Here is an 18,111-nt window from a genome sequence, read left to right on the forward strand (position 1 = left end):
AGGCGACCGTGCCCGTCTCACCCATCCTCTGCGGATGGGTGAGACGGGCACGGTAAGCCTGAGACTCAGGCGGGCAGCAACGCGCCGATCTCCTCGCCGGCTTCGGCACCGTACGCCGCGCTCAAGCGCTTGATCGCGTCGTCGCGGTTGAGACTCCATTCCTGCGTTCCGGTGGTCTCGAGGACCAGCACGGCTACCAGAGAACCGAGTTGAGCAGCTCGTTCGATGCTCGCTCCGGCGAGGTGGCCGGTGAGGAACCCGGCACGGAACCCGTCGCCCACTCCGGTGGGATCGACCTTGCTCGTCTCGGGCACGACACCGATGTGGGTATGCTTCCCGCCCTTTTCGACGATATCCACGCCCCGCTTGCCCAGCGTGGTGACCCGCAGGTCCACCTTGTCCGCGATATCGGCGTCGGACATCCCGGTCTTCTGCTTGAGCAGTGCCCATTCGTATTCGTTGGTGAACAGGTAGGCCGCCCCGTCGATCAGGTCGGTGGCCTGTGCGGCGTCGAGTCGCGCGAGTTGCTGGGACGGGTCGGCGGCAAAGGGAACACCTGCCGCGCGGCACTGGTCCGTGTGGGCGGTCATCGCATCCGGATCGTTGGCCCCGATCAGCACGAGATCGAGCTCGTGCTGTGCGGCCAGCGCGTCGATGGAGATGTCGCGGGCTTCGCTCATGGCACCGGGATAGAACGACGCGATCTGCGCCATGTCCTCGTCGGTGGTGCAGACGAAGCGTGCTGTGTGCGCGGTGGCAGACACACTGACGCCACTGCAGTCGACTCCGTGCTCTTCGAGCCAGGTCCGATACTCGGCGAAGTCCGGCCCCACGGCTCCGACGAGGAGCGGAGAGCCGCCGAGGACCCCGAGTGCGTAGGCGATGTTTCCGCCCACTCCCCCTTTACGGATGACCAGGTCGTCCACCAGGAAGCTCAGCGAAATGTTCGCGAGCTGATCGGCGACGATCTGCTCGGCGAACCGACCGGGGAATCGCATCAGATGGTCGGTTGCAATCGAGCCGGATACCGCGAGAGTCACGAAGAAGAGCCTTTCGGAGTGAAGTTCTGGATGACCGACGAGCAGACACGACTGTGACCGATACACGAATACGTGTATCGGTCACAGTCGAGAGCGAGTCAGCTCAGTTGAACGAGTCGCCGCACGCGCACGATCCGGTCGCGTTCGGGTTGTCGATCGTGAAGCCCTGCTTCTCGATCGTGTCCACGAAGTCGATGGATGCACCCTCCACGTAGGGAGCGCTCATCCGGTCGACTGCGAGGGTGACGCCGCCGAAGTCGACCGCGAGGTCGCCGTCGAGGCTTCGGTCGTCGAAGAAAAGCTGATAACGCAGTCCTGCACACCCACCGGGCTGTACAGCAATGCGCAGCGCGAGGTCGTCGCGGCCCTCTTGATCCAGCAACGCCTTGGCCTTGGCCGAAGCGGTCTCCGTCATGGTGACCTTGTGCGCCGTGGTTTCGGTCGTTGTGGTCTCATTCGAAACGGTCATGGGCTCTCCCTATCAGTCGTACCAAACCCGTGAACAAACTCAACCGTACTCCGGGTTGCTCTATTCCTTGCGCGCGCCGCCCCTGTTCGAGGGCCCGGCAACAGCACTGCTCGCCACGTGCGCGGCCAGCTTTTCGAGCTGATTGGCCGCATCGGTCATGGCCACCTCCACAGACCCGGCGAACTCGCTGATCGAGTGAGCGGCCGAGATACCGGCCGACGCCAAGTCGTCCTTGCTCAACGTCACCTGGCCGGCGAGCACCACGGTCTCGATTCCGGTGGCACCGCCTGCAGCGGCGATTCTGGTCACCAACTTGCCTCGCAGCGACTGCGAATCGAACTTTCCCTCGCCGGTCAGCACAAGGTCGACGGAGTCCAGGAGTTCCCGCTGACCGGTTCGTTCCGCCACGACGGCAGCACCCGGCACCTGCCTGCCACCGAGCGCGAACAGGGCGGCCCCCATCCCGCCCGCGGCACCCGCACCGTGACGGTCTGCCACATCGTGGCCCGCAGCCGACAGAACGGCAGCCCAGTCGGCGTTCAGTTCTTCGAGTCGCTCGACCGTCTCGGTGTCGGCGCCCTTCTGCGGCCCGAACACCCGAGCAGCACCGGCATCGCCGAGCAGGGGGTTCTCCACGTCCGACGCGGCGACGAGGTCGATTCCCGAGAACCGTTCGATTGCCGACCCCAGCCCGCCGAGTGCGCGGATCATCGCTCGTCCACCGTCGGTGCAACTGCTTCCGCCGAGTCCGACCACGATCGACGTGGCGCCACTCTTCAACGCCTCGCTCAGCAGCTGTCCGACGCCGTAGCTGTTCGCCTTCAGCGCCGACTGCGGAGTCAGTGGACCGTCGACGAGGTGCAGCCCGCAGGCCTGAGCAGATTCGATGTACGCCACCGTCCCGTCGAGCAGCCAGCGGGCCTGCACCGGCGTCCCGAGCGGTCCGTCCACGTCGGCGCCGTGGATTGTGCCGATGCGCGAGGCCAGTACCTCGACGAACCCCGGTCCACCGTCGGATTGGGGGGCCAGTTCCAGCTCGTCACCGCTCCGGACGCCCGCCCATCCTCTGGCAATGGCGGCGGCTGCATCTGCGGCAGTCAGGGTGTCCCCGAAGGAGTCCGGCGCAATCATCACTCGCATTCCCGGAAGTGTAGGACCGCAGTGCCCGAACAGCATCCCGCGCTGCGCCGCTGACCTGGCCGGTGTTCGAGTGCCTCCGCTCATCCCATACTCTGGTTGCGTGAAGCTGCTACGCCGTGGAAACTCTGACAATTCGGACGGACAGGACTCGAACGAGCCCGAGTCGACTGTGTCCGCCGGCGAGGCGACCTCGCCGGTGTCTCTCGGCAAAGGCCGACCGACCCCCAAGCGCCGTGACGCCGAGGCCCGCCGCCGCGGGCCGGTCGCTCCGGCTCCCCTGACGAGCAAAGAGGCACGAGAGCGCCGCAAGGCGAACAAGGGCAGCAAGGAAGACCGTAAGGCTGCCTCGAACGAACGGCGTGCAGCAGCTGCGGAGCGGCGGGCGCGCATGCTTGCGGGCGACGACAAGTATCTGCTGCCTCGCGACAAGGGCCCGGTGCGTGCCTACGTTCGCGACATCGTCGATGCGCGGCGCAATCTTGTCGGCTTGTTCATGCCGCTCGCTCTCATTCTCATCTTTGCGCTGTTCCTGCAGCCGCAGGTACAGCAGTACGTCACTCTCGGCATGTTCGTGATGATGCTGTTCATGGTCGGCGAGGGCATCTACCTCGGCAAGATGATCAACAACCGCATTCGCGTCCGGTTCCCCGACACTCCCGACGGCGGCTTCAAGATCGGCTGGTACGCCTTCGTACGGGCGTCGCAGATTCGGAAGATGCGTGCCCCCAAGCCGCGAGTGAGCGCCGGCGAGGCCGTCTGACGTCGGTGGCCGTGCCGTCTCGAACGCTCGTCCTCGGCGGAGCCAGATCCGGTAAGTCCGCGCACGCAGAATCGTTGGTCACGACCCGCCCGGTCCGCTACGTCGCGACCGGACAGCGCGATGCGTCGGACGAAGACTGGCAGCAGCGCATCGAACTCCATCGTGCGTCGCGTCCGCCCGAGTGGACCACGGTCGAAACCGTCACCGGGCTGGCGACGGTGGTGGCTCAGCCCTGGGGCGGCACCACGATGGTCGACGATCTGGGTACCTGGCTCACGGGAATGCTCGACGACGCAGCGGCCTGGGACCTGCCTCGCGGGACGATTGCTCCGGCCGTGGACGACTTGGTCTCAGCGGTCTCGGACTGCAGGTCGACTCTCGTGATCGTCAGCCCCGAGGTCGGCATGTCCGTGGTTCCCGAGTCGCGTTCCGGTCGACTGTTCCGTGACGAGCTCGGTGTCCTCAATGCGCGTCTCGCGCACGTGTGTGACAGGGTTCTGCTGGTCGTCGCGGGCCTCGCGCTGACCCTCAAAGAACCACCGGCGGATTCCCTGACCGCGAAAGGCCCAGTGTGACAACTCCTGTGGACGAGATTCCGGCACCCTCACCGTTTCGACCGGTGCCTTCGCCGTCCGATTCCGCGCGGTACGAAGCTGCCGAGCGGCAAGGTCGGTTGACCAAGCCGGCCGGTAGCCTCGGCCGTCTCGAGACGCTCGGCGAGTGGATCGCCGCCTGCCAAGACGTCAGTCCGCCGAAGTCCTTCGAGCGCGTCCGTGTCGTCGTCTTCGCCGGCGACCACGGCGTCGCCGCTCATGGAGTGTCCGCCTACCCGCCCGAGGTCACGGCGCAGATGGTCGAGAACATTCGCGCGGGCGGTGCTGCGGTCAACGTCCTCGCGACCATCGCCGGGGCCACTGTTCGAGTGGTCGACATCGCTGTCGACGCCGACACCGATCCGTCGGTGTCCACCTTCAAGATTCGGCGCTCGAGTGGTTCCATCGACCGCGAGGACGCACTGAGCGAGGACGAGGTGCGCGCCGCCGTCGCCGCCGGCGCTGCCATCGCGGACGAGGAGGTAGACGCCGGTGCGGATCTTCTCGTCGCAGGCGACATGGGCATCGGAAACACCACGCCCGCAACCGTATTGATCGCCACCCTCACCGATACCGAACCGGTCGCTGCCGTCGGCCGCGGCACCGGAATCGACGACGCCGGGTGGATCAGGAAGACCGCTGCGATCCGGGACGCGATGCGGCGGGCTCGGCCGGTCGCCAAGAATCCCACCGACCTGCTGCGGGTGGCCGGTAGTGCCGACATCGCCGCCCTCGCCGGCTTCCTCGCCCAGGCGGCCCATCGTCGTACCCCGGTGATCCTGGACGGTCTCGTCGTCACAGCAGCAGCATTGGTGGCGGAAGACGGTGCGGCCGGTGCCAGTGCCTGGTGGGTCGCCGGGCATCGTTCGGCCGAGCCCGCCCATTCACTTGCCTTGCGGCACTTGCGACTCGAGCCGTTGGTGGAGCTGTCGATGCGACTCGGTGAAGGCTCCGGCGCGTTGGCGGCGTTGCCGCTCGTTCGTGCGGGAGTCGACACGTTGAATTCGATGGCGACGTTCGCCGACGCCGGCGTCAGCACCGGCGACCCCGAAGTCCGCTGACCGTGAGGCTGCGGGCCGAGGGTCTGGTGCTCGCGTTCTCGTGGTTGACGGTGCTGCCCGTGCGCGGCCCGTCGCAGGTCGACAGGGTCCGCGCCGGTAGCGCGATAGCGCACGCTCCCCTGGTCGGTCTCGTCCTCGGGTGCGTGTGTTCGGCACTGCTGTGGGCGACGACGGTTGCCGGGCTGTCGGCAATCCTGTGCGGCCTCATCGCCGTTGCCGCCGCCGCGCTGCTGACGCGCGGGATGCACATCGACGGGTTGGCCGACACCGCCGATGGGCTCGGCTGTTACGGCCCGCCCGAACGTGCGCGGGAGGTCATGAAGTCCGGTAGTGCCGGACCGTTCGGGGTGGCGGCCATCGCTCTGACGTCGGCCATTCAGGCCGCGAGTCTGGGTCAACTCGCGCAGGAGCGACTGTGGTGGGCTGTCGTCGTGGTTGCGGTGACTGCCCGGGTGGCGGCAATCCTGGCCTGCCGCAAGGGAATCGACGCATCGACGTCGGGCGGCTTCGGTGCGCTCGTGGCCGGAACGCAGTCCAACGCCGTCCTGACGCTGTGGGTCATTGCGGCAGCAGCTGCGTCGGTCTTCGCGCAACCCGATCGACCCTGGCAAGGGCCGCTGGTCGTCGTCGCGGTCCTGACCCTGTCGGTGTTTGCCGTTCGACACTGCGTCCGACGCTTCGGTGGCCTCTCGGGCGATGTTCTCGGTGCCGCGATCGAGACCACCACGGCGTCGGCCGCGGTGGGCCTGTTGATCGGCAGCTGATCAGCGGAGCTTGGTCATCCAGCCGTGGGTATCGGCGAAGGTGCCGCGCTGGATGCCGGTGAGGGTGTCTCGCAGTGCGAGCGTGATCTCACCGGGTTCTCCGCCTGCGATCTCGAAAGAACCGTCGGTGGATTTGACGCTGCCCACCGGGGTGATGACAGCTGCTGTGCCACAAGCGAACACTTCGGTGATCTCGCCCGCTTCGGCACCCTTGCGCCACTCGTCGGTGGAGATCCGTCGTTCTTCGACGGGGATGCCGGAGTCCGTCGCCAAGGCCAACAGCGAGTCGCGCGTGATTCCGGGGAGCAAGGACCCGGACAGCGAGGGCGTCACCAACCGGGCGTCGGAACCCGAGCCGAAGACGAAGAACAGGTTCATGCCGCCCATCTCCTCGACGTAGCGGCGCTCGGTGGCGTCGAGCCAGACCACCTGATCGCAGCCCTCGTCGCTGGCCTGCGCCTGCGCGAGGAGGGAGGCGGCGTAGTTGCCTGCGAACTTCGCGGCACCGGTGCCACCCGGTGCTGCCCGGACGTATTCGGTGGACAACCACACGCTCACCGGTTTGACGCCACGTGGGAAGTACGCGCCTGCGGGTGAGGCGATCAGCATGTAGCGATACGCGTCGGCGGGGCGCACACCCAGACCGGCTTCGGTGGAGAACATGTAGGGCCGCAGATAGAGCGCGTCCTCGCCGCCCGCCGCCGGGACCCACTCGTGATCGAGCTCGAGCAACTTCTCGATAGAGCCGATGAACAAGTCGTCCGGCATCTCGGGCATGGCAAGCCGCTTCGCCGAGGTACGGAATCGTTCGGCGTTGGACTGCACCCGGAAGGTGGACAGATCGCCGTTGGGCTGGCGGTAGACCTTCAGGCCCTCGAAGATCGCTTGGCCGTAGTGCAGGACCATCGCCGCGGGGTCGAGCTCGATCGGACCGTACGGGGTGATCCTCGCATCGTGCCAGCCGCCGTCGCGGGTGTAGTCGATGCTCACCATGTGGTCGGTGAAGTGCTTTCCGAATCCGGGCGCAGCGAGTACCACGTCACGCGCCGCGGAGGTTGCGGGCGAAGGATGCTGCACGTACGTGAATTCGGAAACACCTGTCATGCCGGGAATCCTATCGTGGGGTTCGTGGCGGTCTCACGCGGTCACCTGGTCTTGGCGACGACGAACGGCGGTGCGACCACTTCGCAGCGCAGGGCGCGGCCCCGAACGTCGACCTCGACCTCCGAACCCACCGCGGGAGCGGCCTGCGCGTCGAGGAGTGCAAGGGCGATACCGACCTTGAGAGTGGGCGAGAAAGTGCCGGAGGTCGTCGTTCCGAGATCGCGTCCCGACGCGCGCACCGTGAGACCGGGGCGTAGAACGCCGCGATCGAGAGCTTTGAGCCCGCGCAGAATCCGTGCCGGACCGTCTGCCTTCTGGGCGGTCAATGCGTCCTTGCCCCAGAACGAGTCCTTGTTCCACCCGATCGCCCAGCCGCATCGTGCTTCGAGGGGCGAGATGTCCTGCGCCAGTTCGTGTCCGTGCAGCGGGTACCCCATTTCGGTGCGCAGCGTGTCGCGCGCTCCGAGCCCGCACACCTGACCGTCCCGAGACCGCACCGCAGCCAGCAGCGCCAGGAACAACGGTTTCACGTCGTCGGCAGACGGGATCAGCTCGTAGCCCTGTTCGCCGGTGTAACCCGTGCGGCAGACCCGGACAGGCAGCGAGTTCCAGGTGGCGTCCTCGAATGCCATGTAGTCCATATCGGTCGGTAGACCCAGTTCCTGCAGAACCTCGGACGCCTTCGGCCCCTGCACGGCCAGCACTCCGAACTCGCGGTGCCGGTTCACCACCGAGACCCCGGCGGGGGCAGCGGCAGCCATCGCCTCGACCACAGCTGCCGTGTTCGCAGCATTGGGTACCAGAAACACGTCCTCGTCGGAGACGAAGTAGGCGATCAGGTCGTCGACGACGCCACCGGACTCGGTGCAGCACAGCGTGTATTGCGCTTTGCCCGGTTCGATTCTGGTCAGGTCGTTGGTGAGGACGGAGTTCACGAATGCGGCGGCCCCGGGGCCGGTCACCGACGCCTTGCCGAGGTGGCCGACGTCGAACAGACCCACCGTTTCACGCACTGCCGCGTGCTCGACGACGACGCCGGCGTACGAGACCGGCATGGTCCATCCACCGAACGGTGCGAACGTCGCGCCGAGTTCGGTGTGCACGGCGTGGAGTGGTCCTTCGATCAACTCGGTGTCGGTCATGGCGGCCACGCTAGCTCACCTCGCGGAGCGTCTCAGGTCGGTCGCCCCGGTGCGTCCCTCGATCGTCGACGCCGCCGACCGTCATTAGGATCGAGGGACATACACGTCAACCCCTACAGGAGCAGCCACGTGCCTTCCCCCTCGACGCTCACCCGCACTCTCGGACCCGACCTGGTTCTCGCGGGCAAGCTCGGTAAGAAAGTCGACGTACTCGTCGTCGCATTGAGCACGAGTGACGACGGCCTCGAACTCTCCATCACCGACGACATTTCCGACGATGCGATCGCCACCGAATTGCTCGACGCGTTCGAAGCCGTCGGTGCCACCGGCAAGGCCGACGAAGTGGTGCGTATTCCGGCTCCGGCCGGCCTGGCCGTGGCGAGTGTGTTGGCCGTGGGCCTCGGCAACGCCGCCGACATCGACAGTGAACGCATTCGTCACTCGGCCGGCACCGCGGCTCGCGCGCTGTCCGGTGTCGAGACGGCGGCCACGACGCTCTCGGCGCTCGATCTGGGTGCGGCTGCCGAGGGCTTCTTCCTCGGCGCGTACCAGTTCGCCGAGTTCAAGTCGGCTCTCTCGGCACCGAAGCCGTCTGCGCTTCCGGTGACTCGGATCGAGTTGTTGGTGCCCGACACTCGCTCCAAAGATGCCAAGCGCGAATTGGAGAGGTCGATCGCGATTGCCGAATCAGTGGCTGTCGCAAGGGATTTCGTCAACACTCCACCCAGCCATCTCTATCCGGAGGCGTTCGCGGATCAGGCCAAGGCGCTGGGCAAGGCGGCCGGTCTCGAGGTCGAGATTCTCGACGACAAAGCACTCGAGAAGGGCGGCTACGGCGGCATTCACGGAGTGGGCAAGGGATCGTCCCGACTGCCTCGGCTCGTGCGCCTGACGCACTCGGGAGGCAAGCGCGGCGCGAAGAAGGTTGCCCTCGTCGGTAAGGGAATCACGTTCGACACCGGCGGCATCTCCATCAAACCTGCTGCCGGCATGGAGAACATGACCTCGGACATGGGCGGTGCGGCAGCGGTCATCGCCACGGTGGTGCTCGCCGCCAAGGTCGGTCTGCCGCTCGACGTCATCGCCACCGTCCCGATGGCGGAGAACATGCCGTCGGGCACCGCCCAGCGCCCCGGCGATGTGCTCACCCAGTACGGCGGCATCACCGTCGAGGTGATCAACACCGACGCCGAGGGCCGCTTGGTACTCGCCGACGCGATCGTGCGGGCCTGCGAGGACGATCCGGACTACCTGATCGACACCGCGACGCTGACGGGCGCTCAGGTCGTCGCACTCGGCAACAGGACTCCCGGCGTGATGGGTACCGACGACTTCCGCGACCGCGTCGCAGCAATCTCGCAGGCGATCGGCGAGAACGGATGGGCCATGCCGTTGCCGAAGGAGATTCGCCGCGAACTCGACTCCAAGATCGCAGATCTCGCGAACGTCACCAACGGTCGAGCAGGTGGCATGCTCGCCGCTGCTCTGTTCTTGAAGGAATTCGTCGCCGACGGCGTGGAATGGGCTCACATCGACGTTGCCGGCCCGGCATACAACACCGGTGGTCCGTTCGGCTACACCGGCAAGGGCGGCACCGGGGTTCCGGTCCGAACCATGTTCGCGGTTCTCGAGGACATCGCCGACAACGGTTGATCGTCTCCCGTCCGTGCGCGAGGCCCATGCCCTCGCGCACGGACGGTGTCAGCTGTCGCGCTGCTGTTGTTCGCGCTGCCGAACGATCTTCTGCCGAGCGTCGTGATCACGCATCCGCTGCGGATAGCCCGTCTTGCGGACGTCGTACACCGGAATCTTCAGGTCCGATCCGATCTTTCGTACATATTTTTCATCGAGCGGTCGACGCGTCCACTCACCGTCGTTCGCGACCAGAACCACCGTCAGCGGCGTGACCGTCGTTTTCGGTTCCACGTAGGCCTCGACGCCGATTCGCGCCGAGGTCCAATCGGCCAGGTACTGGGCAACCGAGCCTTCGGGTGCCCGTTTCGCGCCCCCGCCGCTCGACTTGAATCGATCGAACAATCCCACGCGAACTCCTCTTTCGTACGGCCGGCGAAGTCCGAGTTTCGGTGCCGGATCTTTGTTACCCACCAGTTCGACAGGCGTGTTGCACGCCCTAGGGGAACGGCGAGGCGACATCAATGGAAGGATGACATTAGAGGGTTCAGCTCTCTTGATTGTGAACCAAGGCTCGTGAAGTGAGTAAGTGAGTTGCCGAGAGGGAGTGTCGACGTGGGCGCTGGATCGAGCCGAACGTGCTCGGTGAGTGTCGATCGCACCGGTGCCTCCGTCGAACCGAATCACCCAACTCTCGTCCATGAACCCTGTTCCGCCAGCACAATGGTCTGCGACCACAAGTCGTAAGAACTACATCACCCGCATACAACTGTCGAGGAGTCAACAGACATGGCCTTCTCCGTCCAGATGCCAGCTCTCGGTGAGAGTGTCACCGAGGGAACTGTCACGAGGTGGCTCAAACAAGAAGGCGACACCGTCGAAGTCGACGAGCCATTGCTCGAAGTCTCCACGGACAAGGTCGATACCGAGATCCCGTCGCCTGCTGCCGGTGTTCTCACCAAGATCGTCGCTCAGGAAGACGACACCGTCGAGATCGGTGGCGAGCTCGCTCAGATCGGTGACGCGGACGAGTCTTCCTCGTCCGACGCGCCGGCCGAGGACGCCGCTCCCGCCGAGGAGTCGGCGCCGGAGGAGCCTGCCGAGGAGCCCACTCCCGCAGCCGAGCCCGAGCCGCAGGCCGAGCAGGAAGCTCCCGCAGCAAGTGCCTCTTCCAGCTCCTCCGACTCGTCCGGATCCGGCACCCCGGTGACGATGCCCGAGTTGGGTGAGTCCGTCACCGAGGGCACCGTGACCCGCTGGCTCAAGGCCGTCGGCGACGAGGTTGCAGTGGACGAGCCGCTTCTCGAGGTATCCACGGACAAGGTCGACACCGAGATTCCGTCTCCGGTCGCAGGCACCCTGCTCGAGATCTCCGCCGAGGAAGACGACACCGTGGCCGTCGGCGGCCAGCTCGCAGTCATCGGCTCCGGCTCGCCCGCCGAGAAGGCCCCCGAGCCCGAGGCAACTCCGGAGCCCGAGGCCCCGAAGGCCGAAGAGCCCAAGGAAGAGCCGAAGCCCGAGCCGAAGCAGGAAGCCCCCAAGAAGGAAGCTCCCAAGGCCGAGCCGAAGCCCGAACCGAAGCAGGAGGCTCCCAAGGCCGCTCCCGCCAAGGAATCGGCACCGTCGGGCGATTCGAGCCCGTACGTCACTCCCCTGGTCCGCAAGTTGGCGTCGGACAACGACGTCGATCTGTCGTCCGTCAAGGGCACCGGCGTGGGTGGACGCATCCGCAAGCAGGACGTTCTCGCTGCAGCCGAGGCCAAGAAGGCTCCCGCTGCTCCGGCCGAGGCCGCGGCACCCGCCGCAGCGTCGAAGCCCGCAGCACCGGCGACCGCGGGAGTTCGTCCCGAGCTCGCACACCTGCGCGGCACCACGCAGAAGATCAACCGAATTCGTCAGATCACCGCGAAGAAGACGCGTGAGTCGCTGCAGACTTCTGCTCAGCTGACGCAGACCTTCGAGGTCGACGTGACGAAGATCGCCGGCCTGCGTACCAAGGCGAAGGCGAAGTTCGCCGAGAACGAGGGCGTCAACCTGACGTACCTGCCGTTCTTCGCGAAGGCGGTCGTGGAAGCACTCAAGGCTCACCCGAACGTCAACGCCAGCATCAACGAGGACGCCAAGGAGATCACGTACCACGCCGATGTCCACCTCGGCATCGCCGTGGACACCGAGCAGGGCCTGCTCTCCCCCGTCATCCACAACGCCGGCGACCTGTCGCTGGCCGGACTCGCGCGGGCGATCAACGACATCGCCACCCGCGCCCGTTCGGGTGGACTCAAGCCCGACGAGCTGTCCGGTGGCACGTTCACGATCACCAACATCGGCAGCCAGGGCGCGCTGTTCGACACCCCGATCCTGGTTCCGCCGCAGGCTGCCATGCTGGGTACGGGTGCGATCGTCAAGCGTCCCGTCGTCGTCAAGGACGACTCGGGCAACGAATCGATCGGTGTTCGCTCGATGTGCTACCTGCCGCTCACCTACGACCACCGGCTGGTGGACGGAGCCGACGCAGGACGCTTCCTGACGACCATCAAGCAGCGTCTCGAAGTGGCATCGTTCGAGGCCGATCTGGGTCTGTAGACAACCGGCGAGTGTCGCGCCACGTATTCTCGTAGGAGCGCGAAACATTCGCATCGGGGTCTCGTTCACCAGGGGCACGGACAGAGCATCCGGGGCATCATTCGTTCGCGAATGGTGCCCCGGAGTGCGTCAAGGAGGCTTTCGTTCACATGCGCGTAGTCATTGCAGGTTCATCAGGCTTGATCGGCACAGCTCTCGTTGCAGCGTTACGCGGCCGCAGCCACGACGTCACCAGACTGGTCAGACGTTCACCGGCGGGACCGGACGAGTCGCAGTGGGACCCGTCGCACGGCAATCTCGACCCCGCTGTGCTGGCCGGTGCCGATGCGGTCGTCAATCTGTGTGGTGTCGGTATCGGCGACAAGAGATGGTCCGGTGCGTACAAACAACTGGTCCGCGACAGTCGCATAGCGCCCACCGAGGTGATCGCGTCGGCTGCGGCCGACGCGGGTGTCCCCACCCTGATCAATGCCAGCGGCGTCAATTTCTACGGTGACACCGGCGACCGCGTGGTCGACGAGACCGCTCCGGTAGGAGACGGATTTCTCGCCGAGGTGTGCCGCGATTGGGAGAACGCCACGGCTGCGGCGTCGGAGGCCGGTGTTCGCACGATTCTGTTGCGCACCGGAGTGGTGCTGTCGCAGCGCGGCGGCATGCTGGGCAAGCTGCGCCCGCTGTACCTGTTCGCGCTCGGTGGTCGATTGGGCAGTGGCCGACAGTACTTCCCGTGGATTTCGTTGGAAGACGAAATCGGTGCCATCGTGCACGGTATCGAGAACGACTCGCTGCGCGGACCGGTCAACATGGTGGGGCCGACTCCGGTGACCAACGCCCAGTTCAACAGCGCGATGTCGCGAGCGGTGCATCGTCCGGCCCCGTGGGTGGTGCCCGGATTCGCCCTGAAAGCGGTCATCGGTGAATTTGCCGAGGAGGCGATCCTGACCGGGCCGCGAGCCATTCCCAAGGCACTCGAGGACGCCGGCTACACCTTCGAGCACAACACCGTGGGCGAGGCACTGCGGGTGGCTGTCGGCTCATGACCCGGCGTAGCGTCTCGGTTCATGAGTGACGTGAACGCCCCGTCGATTCCGGCCACCGGCACCGACTCTGCCCGGGCCAGCAGCGAACCGGTCGTCGTGCGAGAGCTGGGCACCGTCGAGTACACCCAGGCGTGGGCTCTCCAGCGGGAACTGGCCGACGCCCGCGCCGACAATCGGGGCCCGGACACGTTGCTGTTGCTCGAGCACCCTTCCGTGTACACCGCGGGGCGGCGCACCTCGGAAGAAGACATGCCGCGCGACGGTACCCCCGTGGTCGAGGTGGACCGCGGCGGCAAGATCACCTGGCACGGGCCGGGTCAACTGGTCGGCTACCCCATCGTCGCGCTGGCACAGCCCATCGATGTCGTCAAGTACGTCCGCCGGATCGAGGAAGCGCTGATTTCCGTGGTGTCCGATCACGGCATCGCGTGCGGGCGGGTGGACGGCAGGTCCGGGGTGTGGCTCGCGTCCGAGGTTCGCGACGGCGTGCTTCTACCCGAACGCAAGATCGCGGCCATCGGCGTGCGAGTTCAGCGCGGAGTGACCCTCCACGGCTTCTCCCTCAACTGCAATTCGGCGATGACGGGTTTCGACGCGATCGTGCCGTGCGGAATCGCCGACGCCGGTGTGACGTCGCTGTCGCTCGAGCTGGGGCGAGACGTCCCGGTCGCCGAGGTACTCGAGTCGGTCACGACGGCAGTTCTGGCTGCGTTGGACGGATCGATGCCGGTCAGAGAGCACGAGCTCGAGCACCCGGAGATCACCACCGCGACGGTGAACCCGCAATTCACGACGGTTCGGTTCGGCGCGTAGCATTGCTGGCGTGACTGTGGCCCCAGAAGGACGCAAGCTGCTCCGCCTCGAGATCCGAAATGCGGAGACCCCCATCGAACGCAAACCCAGCTGGATCAAGACCAAAGCCAAGATGGGCCCGGAATACACCGAGCTCAAAGGTCTTGTGAAGCGTGAGGGTCTGCACACGGTGTGCGAGGAAGCCGGCTGCCCGAATATCTACGAATGCTGGGAAGATCGCGAGGCGACCTTCCTCATCGGCGGCGAACAATGCACCCGTCGATGCGATTTCTGCCAGATCGATACCGGCAAGCCCGAGGATCTCGATCGCGACGAGCCTCGCCGCGTGGCGGAGAGTGTGCAGGCCATGGGCCTGCGCTACTCCACGATCACCGGAGTCGCCCGCGACGACCTCGAAGACGGTGGTGCGTGGCTGTACGCAGAGACCGTCCGGTACATCAAGAAGCTCAACCCCAACACCGGCGTCGAGCTGCTGATCCCCGACTTCAACGCCAACCCCGACCAGCTGGCCGAGGTGTTCTCCTCCCGCCCGGAGGTGTTGGCCCACAACGTCGAGACCGTGCCGCGCATCTTCAAGCGCATCCGTCCGGCTTTCCGGTATCAGCGGTCGATGGACGTCATCACCGCAGCGCGTGACGACGGTCTGGTCACCAAGTCGAATCTCATTCTCGGCATGGGCGAGACTCCCGAGGAAGTCCAGGAAGCGATTCGCGACCTGCACGAGGCGGGCTGCGACATTCTGACGATCACCCAGTACCTGCGACCGTCACCGCGGCACCACCCCGTCGAGCGGTGGGTCAAGCCGGAGGAGTTCGTCGAGCACTCCGACTACGCCACCGAGGTCGGGTTCGCCGGAGTTCTGGCCGGCCCGTTGGTCCGCTCCTCGTACCGCGCCGGACGCCTCTACGCGCAGGCCATGGCGCACCACGGTCGCGAACTGCCCGAGAGCATGAGCCACCTCACCGACGGCGGTGAAGCTTCTCAGGAGGCCAGCTCGTTGATGGCTCGGCTGGCTCCTCGCTGATCGCTCCCCTCGACCCGGCGCCATGCACGTGAGCGTCGGCACAGGCCGTATCCTGTGAGGTATGGCGAACGGCAGTAAAGCTGGCAAAGCGGCAAAGCCCAGCAAGGAAGCAAAGGCGGCTGCCAAGGCAGCCCGCAAGCAGGCATCGAAGGAACGGCGCAGCCAGTTGTGGCAGGCGTTCCAAATGCAGCGTAAGGACGACAAGGCTCTCCTTCCGCTGATGATCGGAGCGGTGGTCGGTCTCGGGCTGATCGGCTTCCTGATCGGTCTGGCCTTCGGCTTCCAGTGGTTCCTTCTCCCCATCGGTCTCCTGTTGGGCGTGCTGGTCGCGTTCATCATCTTCGGCCGGCGGGTCCAGAAGTCCGTGTACAAGAAGGCCGACGGTCAAGCCGGTGCCGCGGCGTGGGCCCTGGACAATCTTCAGGGATCGTGGCGTGTCACCAATGCGATCGCAGGCACCACTCATCTCGATGCCGTGCACCGGGTGATCGGAAAGCCGGGAGTGATTCTCGTTGCCGAGGGTGCCCCGCAGCGTGTGAAGACTCTGCTGGCCCAGGAGAAGAAGAAGACCGCCCGGCTGGTGGGCGACACCCCGATCTACGACATCATCGTCGGCAACGGGGAGAACCAGATTCCACTGTCGGGTTTGCAGAAGTACCTGTCGAAGTTGCCGAAGAACATCGACGGCAAGCGGATGGACACCATCGAGTCACGGCTGGCCGCGTTGGGCACCAAGGGTGGCCCGGCAATGCCAAAGGGACCGATTCCCGGCGGGGCCAAGATGAAGGGCGTTCAGCGAACCATGAAGCGACGCTGACCCGTATTTCGACCGACAGCCCTGGTGCGTCGACCCCTCAGCGGGTCCGCAGCAGGGCTGTTCCCGTTGCGCGGTCGTGCATTCCCCTGCCGTCCATATCGGTGATCACGGCCGGGACGACGAACAGCAGGATGAGCTGGCGCACCAATGCCCGGACGAAACCGACTCGCGCATGGGCGTCGATGCGTCCCACCTGTACTCCCACGATGAACTGCCCCGGGGTGAACGAGAACAGCGAGACGCTCGCGATTCCTACGACGAACCACACGGCCAGCACGATCGTCGAGATCAGCCCGCTGGTGGTGTAACCGCCGAGAATCAGCGACGCCACACCGGTAGCCATCGTCCAGTCCAGCAGCAACGCCAGGACTCTACGACCGGTTCCGGCGAGTGCGCCGATGCCCTGTGCGGGCAGACCGAGTTGTTCCCCACGGAAGTTCTGCGGCGGTCGTGGGTTCGCGGCCGCCGGTCCGGACAACCAGGACCCTGTCATTCGTGCCATGATTCCCAGGATAGGCGCGGTCGGGCGCGCGGAAAAACGGGTGGACGTACTGTTGTTCGTGCCAACCGTGAACCACGACGTGTAACACGGGCGAAACACGAGCTTGACGGGCGGGCAACACCGAGTCCATACCGTCAGTTCGACGGACTCTCAACTAAGGAGCAAAAGCGTGGCGTTTTCCACGGCCCAAGAGGTCATCAAGTTCATCGCAGATGAAGGAATCGAATACGTCGACATCCGATTCACGGATCTGCCGGGTGCACAGCAGCACTTCTCCATCGCTGCCAAGGCGTTCACGGCCGACACCCTGGAAGACGGCCTCGCGTTCGACGGCTCGTCCGTCCGCGGCTTCCAGTCGATCCACGAGTCCGACATGATCCTGCTGCCGGACTACGCCACCGCTCAGATCGACCCGTTCCGCAACGCGAAGACCCTCAACATGGACTTCTTCGTCCACGACCCGTTCACGCGTGAGGCGTACAGCCGCGACCCGCGCAACGTTGCGCGCAAGGCCGAGGAGTACTTGGCCAGCACCGGCATCGCCGACACCGCATTCTTCGGTGCCGAGGCCGAGTTCTACATCTTCGACTCCGTGCGCTTCGACTCGCAGGCCAACGGCGCGTTCTACGAGCTCGACTCGTCCTCGGGTTGGTGGAACACCGGAGCCGAGACCGAGGCCGACGGTGGACCGAACCTCGGCTACAAGGTCCGCTACAAGGGTGGCTACTTCCCCGTCGCACCGTACGACCACTACGTCGACCTGCGTGACGAGATCTCGACCAACCTGCAGAACGCAGGCTTCGAGCTCGAGCGTGCCCACCACGAGGTCGGCACCGGCGGTCAGCAGGAGATCAACTACAAGTTCAACACGCTGCTCCGCGCGGCCGACGATCTGCAGCTCTTCAAGTACATCGTCAAGAACACCGCATGGAAGAACGGCAAGTCCGCGACGTTCATGCCGAAGCCCCTGTTCGGAGACAACGGCTCGGGCATGCACGTGCACCAGTCGCTGTGGAAAGACGGCAAGCCCCTCTTCCACGACGAGGCCGGATACGCCGGACTGTCCGATCTGGCACGTCACTACATCGGCGGCATTCTGCACCACGCTCCGTCGCTGTTGGCCTTCACCAACCCGACGATCAACTCGTACCACCGTTTGGTGCCGGGCTACGAAGCTCCCATCAACTTGGTCTACAGCCAGCGCAACCGCTCCGCCGCGGTGCGTATCCCGATCACCGGCAACAACCCGAAGGCCAAGCGCCTCGAGTTCCGCGCGCCGGACTCCTCGGGTAACCCGTACCTGAACTTCGCCGCTCAGATGATGGCGGGCCTCGACGGAATCAAGAACAAGATCGAGCCGATGGCTCCGGTCGACAAGGACCTCTACGAGTTGCCGCCCGAGGAAGCCAAGAACATTCCTCAGGCACCCACCTCGCTGAACGCGGTCATCGACCGTCTCGAGGCCGACCACGACTACCTCACCGAGGGTGGCGTCTTCACCACCGACCTCATCGAGACGTGGATTTCGCTCAAGCGTGAGCAGGAGATCGCTCCGGTCAACCTGCGTCCGCACCCGTACGAGTTCTCGCTCTACTACGACGTGTGAGTCGGTAGATTTCACGAAGAA

General features: G+C 65.5%; 18 protein-coding genes. 11 read left to right on the plus strand and 7 right to left on the minus strand.

Going from position 1 to position 18,111, the window contains the following annotated elements; translation table 11 throughout:
* Nucleotides 1-65 precede the first annotated feature (65 nt).
* The 3 genes from AB0P23_RS00940 to AB0P23_RS00950 all read right to left on the minus strand — a co-directional run bounded on the left by AB0P23_RS00940 (nt 66) and on the right by AB0P23_RS00950 (nt 2,649).
* Entirely contained in the window at nt 66-1,040 is a 975-nt protein-coding gene (locus AB0P23_RS00940; protein ID WP_032374545.1) for a carbohydrate kinase family protein, read from the minus strand.
* 103 nt (nt 1,041-1,143) lie between these two features.
* Nucleotides 1,144-1,509: an iron-sulfur cluster assembly accessory protein gene (locus AB0P23_RS00945; protein WP_027497390.1), complete on the minus strand. Its 366-nt coding sequence runs from the start codon at nt 1,507-1,509 to the stop codon at nt 1,144-1,146.
* A gap of 60 nt (nt 1,510-1,569) precedes the next feature.
* Entirely contained in the window at nt 1,570-2,649 is a 1,080-nt protein-coding gene (locus AB0P23_RS00950) for a glycerate kinase (protein WP_032374546.1), read from the minus strand.
* A 100-nt stretch (nt 2,650-2,749) separates the two neighbouring features.
* Here AB0P23_RS00950 and AB0P23_RS00955 point away from each other — a divergent pair, with 100 nt between their 5' ends.
* From AB0P23_RS00955 to AB0P23_RS00970, 4 genes are read left to right on the plus strand one after another with little or no spacing between them, the layout of a single operon-like run.
* The gene (locus AB0P23_RS00955) at nt 2,750-3,409 is read left to right on the plus strand and encodes a DUF3043 domain-containing protein (protein ID WP_027497392.1); all 660 of its coding nucleotides are present in this window, start codon (nt 2,750-2,752) and stop codon (nt 3,407-3,409) included.
* A 5-nt stretch (nt 3,410-3,414) separates the two neighbouring features.
* A complete protein-coding gene (cobU, locus tag AB0P23_RS00960; protein WP_032374369.1) occupies nt 3,415-3,984 on the plus strand; it encodes a bifunctional adenosylcobinamide kinase/adenosylcobinamide-phosphate guanylyltransferase in 570 nt (189 codons plus the stop codon).
* 44 nt (nt 3,985-4,028) lie between these two features.
* On the plus strand, nt 4,029-5,063 hold the full coding sequence (cobT, locus tag AB0P23_RS00965) for a nicotinate-nucleotide--dimethylbenzimidazole phosphoribosyltransferase (protein WP_045841258.1): 1,035 nt from the start codon (nt 4,029-4,031) through the stop codon (nt 5,061-5,063).
* A gap of 2 nt (nt 5,064-5,065) precedes the next feature.
* Nucleotides 5,066-5,827 (plus strand): adenosylcobinamide-GDP ribazoletransferase, encoded by a 762-nt coding sequence (locus AB0P23_RS00970; protein WP_080736435.1) that lies wholly within the window; start codon nt 5,066-5,068, stop codon nt 5,825-5,827.
* On the opposite strand, the gene AB0P23_RS00975 is transcribed toward AB0P23_RS00970, so the two are convergent.
* Nucleotides 5,828-6,931 (minus strand): branched-chain amino acid aminotransferase, encoded by a 1,104-nt coding sequence (locus AB0P23_RS00975; protein WP_032374371.1) that lies wholly within the window; start codon nt 6,929-6,931, stop codon nt 5,828-5,830. It abuts the gene before it with no gap.
* Between the two features lie 41 nt (nt 6,932-6,972).
* On the minus strand, nt 6,973-8,073 hold the full coding sequence (gcvT, locus tag AB0P23_RS00980) for a glycine cleavage system aminomethyltransferase GcvT (RefSeq protein ID WP_032374548.1): 1,101 nt from the start codon (nt 8,071-8,073) through the stop codon (nt 6,973-6,975).
* A 129-nt stretch (nt 8,074-8,202) separates the two neighbouring features.
* Here gcvT and AB0P23_RS00985 point away from each other — a divergent pair, with 129 nt between their 5' ends.
* Complete coding sequence (locus AB0P23_RS00985) at nt 8,203-9,726, plus strand: leucyl aminopeptidase (RefSeq protein WP_363796596.1); 1,524 nt, start codon at nt 8,203-8,205, stop codon at nt 9,724-9,726.
* A 48-nt stretch (nt 9,727-9,774) separates the two neighbouring features.
* Here AB0P23_RS00985 and AB0P23_RS00990 read toward each other — a convergent pair whose 3' ends face one another.
* Complete coding sequence (locus AB0P23_RS00990) at nt 9,775-10,116, minus strand: hypothetical protein (protein WP_032368429.1); 342 nt, start codon at nt 10,114-10,116, stop codon at nt 9,775-9,777.
* Between the two features lie 378 nt (nt 10,117-10,494).
* Between AB0P23_RS00990 and sucB the strand changes: the two genes are divergently transcribed.
* From sucB to AB0P23_RS01015, 5 genes are all read left to right on the plus strand, one after another.
* Nucleotides 10,495-12,288, plus strand: a complete 1,794-nt coding sequence (sucB, locus tag AB0P23_RS00995) for a 2-oxoglutarate dehydrogenase, E2 component, dihydrolipoamide succinyltransferase (RefSeq protein WP_032387845.1) — start codon at nt 10,495-10,497, stop codon at nt 12,286-12,288.
* Between the two features lie 149 nt (nt 12,289-12,437).
* A complete protein-coding gene (locus AB0P23_RS01000; RefSeq protein WP_363796599.1) occupies nt 12,438-13,328 on the plus strand; it encodes a TIGR01777 family oxidoreductase in 891 nt (296 codons plus the stop codon).
* A 21-nt stretch (nt 13,329-13,349) separates the two neighbouring features.
* Nucleotides 13,350-14,141: a lipoyl(octanoyl) transferase LipB gene (lipB, locus tag AB0P23_RS01005; RefSeq protein WP_032370282.1), complete on the plus strand. Its 792-nt coding sequence runs from the start codon at nt 13,350-13,352 to the stop codon at nt 14,139-14,141.
* 10 nt (nt 14,142-14,151) lie between these two features.
* Nucleotides 14,152-15,165 carry a lipoyl synthase gene (lipA, locus tag AB0P23_RS01010; RefSeq protein ID WP_363796600.1) on the plus strand — a complete coding sequence of 338 codons (1,014 nt, stop codon included), beginning with the start codon at nt 14,152-14,154 and terminating at the stop codon, nt 15,163-15,165.
* 61 nt (nt 15,166-15,226) lie between these two features.
* A complete protein-coding gene (locus AB0P23_RS01015) occupies nt 15,227-15,982 on the plus strand; it encodes a DUF4191 domain-containing protein (protein WP_027497404.1) in 756 nt (251 codons plus the stop codon).
* Between the two features lie 37 nt (nt 15,983-16,019).
* Here the strand turns inward: AB0P23_RS01015 and AB0P23_RS01020 are convergent, their stop codons facing one another.
* Nucleotides 16,020-16,484 (minus strand): RDD family protein, encoded by a 465-nt coding sequence (locus AB0P23_RS01020; protein ID WP_032406716.1) that lies wholly within the window; start codon nt 16,482-16,484, stop codon nt 16,020-16,022.
* A 169-nt stretch (nt 16,485-16,653) separates the two neighbouring features.
* On the opposite strand from AB0P23_RS01020, the gene glnA reads away from it, so the two are divergent.
* Nucleotides 16,654-18,090 carry a type I glutamate--ammonia ligase gene (gene glnA / locus AB0P23_RS01025; protein ID WP_027497406.1) on the plus strand — a complete coding sequence of 479 codons (1,437 nt, stop codon included), beginning with the start codon at nt 16,654-16,656 and terminating at the stop codon, nt 18,088-18,090.
* Nucleotides 18,091-18,111: the final 21 nt, after the last annotated feature.

This window comes from Rhodococcus sp. NPDC077669 (assembly GCF_040686915.1).
GTDB lineage: Bacteria > Actinomycetota > Actinomycetes > Mycobacteriales > Mycobacteriaceae > Rhodococcoides > Rhodococcoides fascians.